Origin of the sequence: Microbacterium ginsengisoli, assembly GCF_000956535.1 — a bacterium.
Taxonomy (GTDB): Bacteria; Actinomycetota; Actinomycetes; order Actinomycetales; family Microbacteriaceae; genus Microbacterium; species Microbacterium ginsengisoli.
Map to the genome: position 1 here is coordinate 1 of NZ_JYIY01000023.1, position 3,541 is coordinate 3,541.

Annotated in this window: 2 protein-coding genes and 1 pseudogene; all 3 read left to right on the plus strand. The window is 62.5% G+C overall.

Going from position 1 to position 3,541, the window contains the following annotated elements; all coding sequences use genetic code 11:
- Positions 1-167: 167 nt before the first annotated feature.
- A pseudogene (locus RR49_RS00205) lies at positions 168-1,199 on the plus strand (extracellular solute-binding protein); the annotation flags it as partial.
- Between the two features lie 20 nt (positions 1,200-1,219).
- Positions 1,220-2,293: an ABC transporter ATP-binding protein gene (locus RR49_RS00210; RefSeq protein WP_045245710.1), complete on the plus strand. Its 1,074-nt coding sequence runs from the start codon at positions 1,220-1,222 to the stop codon at positions 2,291-2,293.
- Complete coding sequence (locus RR49_RS00215) at positions 2,283-2,948, plus strand: HAD family hydrolase (RefSeq protein WP_045245711.1); 666 nt, start codon at positions 2,283-2,285, stop codon at positions 2,946-2,948. The genes RR49_RS00210 and RR49_RS00215 overlap by 11 nt, the downstream gene beginning before the upstream one ends.
- The last annotated feature ends 593 nt before the right edge of the window (positions 2,949-3,541 follow it).

Below are 3,541 nucleotides of genomic sequence, written 5' to 3' on the forward strand. Positions count from 1 at the left end.
CCGGCGTCAAAGGCGCGTTAGCGTGAGACACGAAGACCTCCGTGGTCAGGATGCGAGTGTGGTAACCCACATCCTGCCCGGAGGTCTTCGCCTACCTCACCCGTTCACAACCTCCCGGGGAAGTACACCTAACCGTCAACCTCAAGGCTGCTCCCGAGGGCACCAGCTACGACGAACTCACGCAGCAGGTCGTCGCTGACATCGCCGCTGGATCCCGTCCCGACGTGATCATGCTTGGCCTGGACCAACTCAAATTCTGGGTGGAGAAATACAGCCCACAGGCGATTGACACTGATTCGCTCCGCGACAGTTACGACCGGGACTATCTCAGCGTCGGCACGGTCGACGGTACGACTTACGTCGCTCCTTTCCAGATCTCGGTGCCCGTGCTCTACACGAACACCACCCTCGCCGAGTCCGCTGGCATCGACGCACTGCCGACCACCCACTCTGAAGTCCTCGAGGACGCGCGTGCCATCCAGGAAAAGACGGACGTCTCCACCCCGATCCAGATCCCTCGTGACAACATCGCCTGGTGGTTTGTCCAGGCCTTCGTCGGCAGTGGTGGCGGCACGTTCGTAAACAAGGACGGCACCGCGGGCTTCGACAGCGAGGAAGGGCGGGCAGCGCTCAAGATTTATCAGACCATCGGCGACGAAAAGCTCGAAGACCAGGTGAGCTGGCAAGACTCGATCGCCCAGTTCACGCAGGGAAACGTGGCCTACTTCTTTGCCACGCCCGCCGTGGGCGCGAGCGTGGCTGCCAGCATCGGCGACTCGTTCGACTGGACTATCTCGGACATGCCGATCCCTGACGGCGGCACCGCGAAGCTCCCCGCGGGTGGTAACGGCTGGATGGTGCTCTCCGACGATGCCTGCCGGGCTGCGTTCAGCAACGAGCTGATCGGCGCCATGCTCGACCCTGAGGTCATCCTGACGAGCTCGCTGGCCAATAGCTACATCCCGGTCGACACCGAGGCCAAAGCCGAACTGCTCCAGCGCCCCGAGGCCGACGGCCCGCTCGGCTACGCCTGGCGATACGAGGGCACCCCGGTTGCCGGATCTGGCTGGGCTGGCGAAAACCTTGGACGCACCAACCAGTACCTGCAGGACATGGTGCAGTCGATGGTCGACCAGGGCGAAGACGTCAACGACGTCGTTCCCAGCACCGCCGATCGCATCAGCGCACTCACGAAGTAAACAAACAAAGGAGCACGAACATGTCTGCTGAGGTTTCCCTTCGCCATCTAGTCAAACAATTCGGCGGCGTAACCGCGGTCAACGACGTCTCAATCGAGGTCGCCGCCGGTGAATCCCTCGTCATCCTCGGGCCCTCTGGATCGGGGAAGTCCACCCTGCTTCGCATTGTGGCTGGACTCGAGGCGCTTGACTCCGGCGACGTGCTAATCGGAGGGAAACCCCAGCAGAATCTCCCGCCCCACGAACGCGATGTAGCCATCGTCTTCCAGCACTTCGCGCTCTACCCCCACATGAGCGCGCTCGAGAACATCACCCTCGGCCTTCGGCACGGCCTGGGTCTGGATCGTGCCGCGGCGCGTCAGCGAGGTCTGGAGTTCGCGAAGCGGATGGATATCGAGGATCTACTCGACCGTAAACCCCGGCAAATGTCGGGGGGCCAGCGGCAGCGAGTCGCCCTCGCCCGAGCTCTCGCCCGGCAGGCTCGCTTGGTGCTACTCGACGAGCCCCTGTCCGGGCTCGATGCCCAGCTGCACATCGCGCTGCGCCAGGAAATCGCCGATCTGATGCGGACGACGGGGGCGACGTCGATCCACGTCACGCATGACCAGAGCGATGCCATGGCCTTGGCCGACCGGATTGCCGTGATCAACAAGGGATGCTTCGAGCAGATTGGCACGCCCGATGAAATCTATAACGAGCCGGCGACGGTGTTCGTTGCGGGCTTCATAGGGTCTCCTCCGATGAATCTTCTCCCTGGAACGGCAGTCGATGGCGGCTACCGCACTATCTTCGGTGACGTTGAGGAGCGCACCACCGCCCGAGAGGTGAGGGTCGGAGTGCGTCCGGAGCACGTGCGAATCGACAGCACGGGCCGGTACCATGCGACTGCCATTGTGCACACCACTATCTTCGAAGGTTCCACCCGGATCCTGGAGGTCACGGTCGGCGATGTCAGACTCGCAGTCCGTACCGACCAGAGCGTGCGCGTGCGTCGAGGCGACTCCGTGTCGCTGAGCTTCGGCGACGAGGACGCGCAGCTCTTCGACGCTGAGACCGGCCGCCGCATCGAGCGATCGCTATCGCGTGTCCGCTGAGTCCGGAGGCGCCCTGCTCTGGGACCTCGACGGGACCCTGATCGACAGCGAGCAACGATGGGCGGCCGTCTGCTGGGAGATCGCTGAGGAATCGGGTATTAAAGAGTGGAGGCCGTCACCGGTGGATATCTCCGGTCGTGCTATCCCGATGCTGGCAGGCATGCTGAGGGAACGCGGAGCGGCAGGCACGCTAGGCTCGCTCACCTCGGCACTTACTGAACGGATGCGAACCCTGAATCGCCAGGACGGAGTCCTGTGGCGGCCTGGGGCTCTAGAAATGCTCGAGACTGCGCACCAGAATGGCGTCCGGCAGGCTCTGGTGACGATGTCGCTCGAGATGAATGTCATCGACATCCTGGAACAGCTACCACGACCCTATTTCGCTCAAATCGTGACGGCGAACATGGTGACCAGGCACAAGCCAGCCCCCGATCCGTACGTGCTCGCCCTCAAACGGCTGGATCTGCCCACATCCGGCTCGGTCGCCATCGAGGATTCTCCCGCCGGGCTGCGCAGCGCCTGCGATGCGGGTTTGAACGTGATAGCTGTACCCTGCTCTGGCGCGATCGCGCCGAGTGACGACTACCAAATCTGGGAAACGCTTGCCGCGCGCGGCCTGCCCGACCTCGTGGCCGCGGGACTCGCCGTAGGCTGAGTAGCCACAGCGGAAGCAGATTCCAACATCGGCCCTGCTTTGCTCCACCAGTTCCCGTCGTGCTGAAGAGATGCCTGCTCGTAAATCGACCTTCGGTCGTTCATGTCGTTCGAATTCCAAAAGCAGTGTCAGCGTTCGTCTCGAACTAATTTATCAAGATAGATGATTCTCGGCGCTCGACGCGCTCGCCCGCGAATCATCACCGAAAGCCCAATACGCAATGCCCGAAGCCTCATGCACAGCGGACAGACAGCGGCCGAGGTCTTACGCAGCCTCGGAAGATTCAGAGCGACGTTCTATCGCCCGGCGCCTTGGCTGGGACTTCTGCCGGGTTCAGTCGCGGTTGATGACTCCCTGGTAGCCGATGACGCCAAATAGCGATCACAGAACGCCGCCAATTATTGTTCAAGTCCACACGCCGACGTCGACACGCCGACGATTCCCGTCCCGAAACCCAGACCCGAAACCGGCTCTTCGGACATTCGGTGGGGGTGAGGCTTGCCGGGTGGGGTTCGGCGGGTAGGGGTCGAGGTCCCCGAGGATCAGTAGCGCTAACTGTCTGATCTTCACGAGGACCTCGACGTGCTTCACCC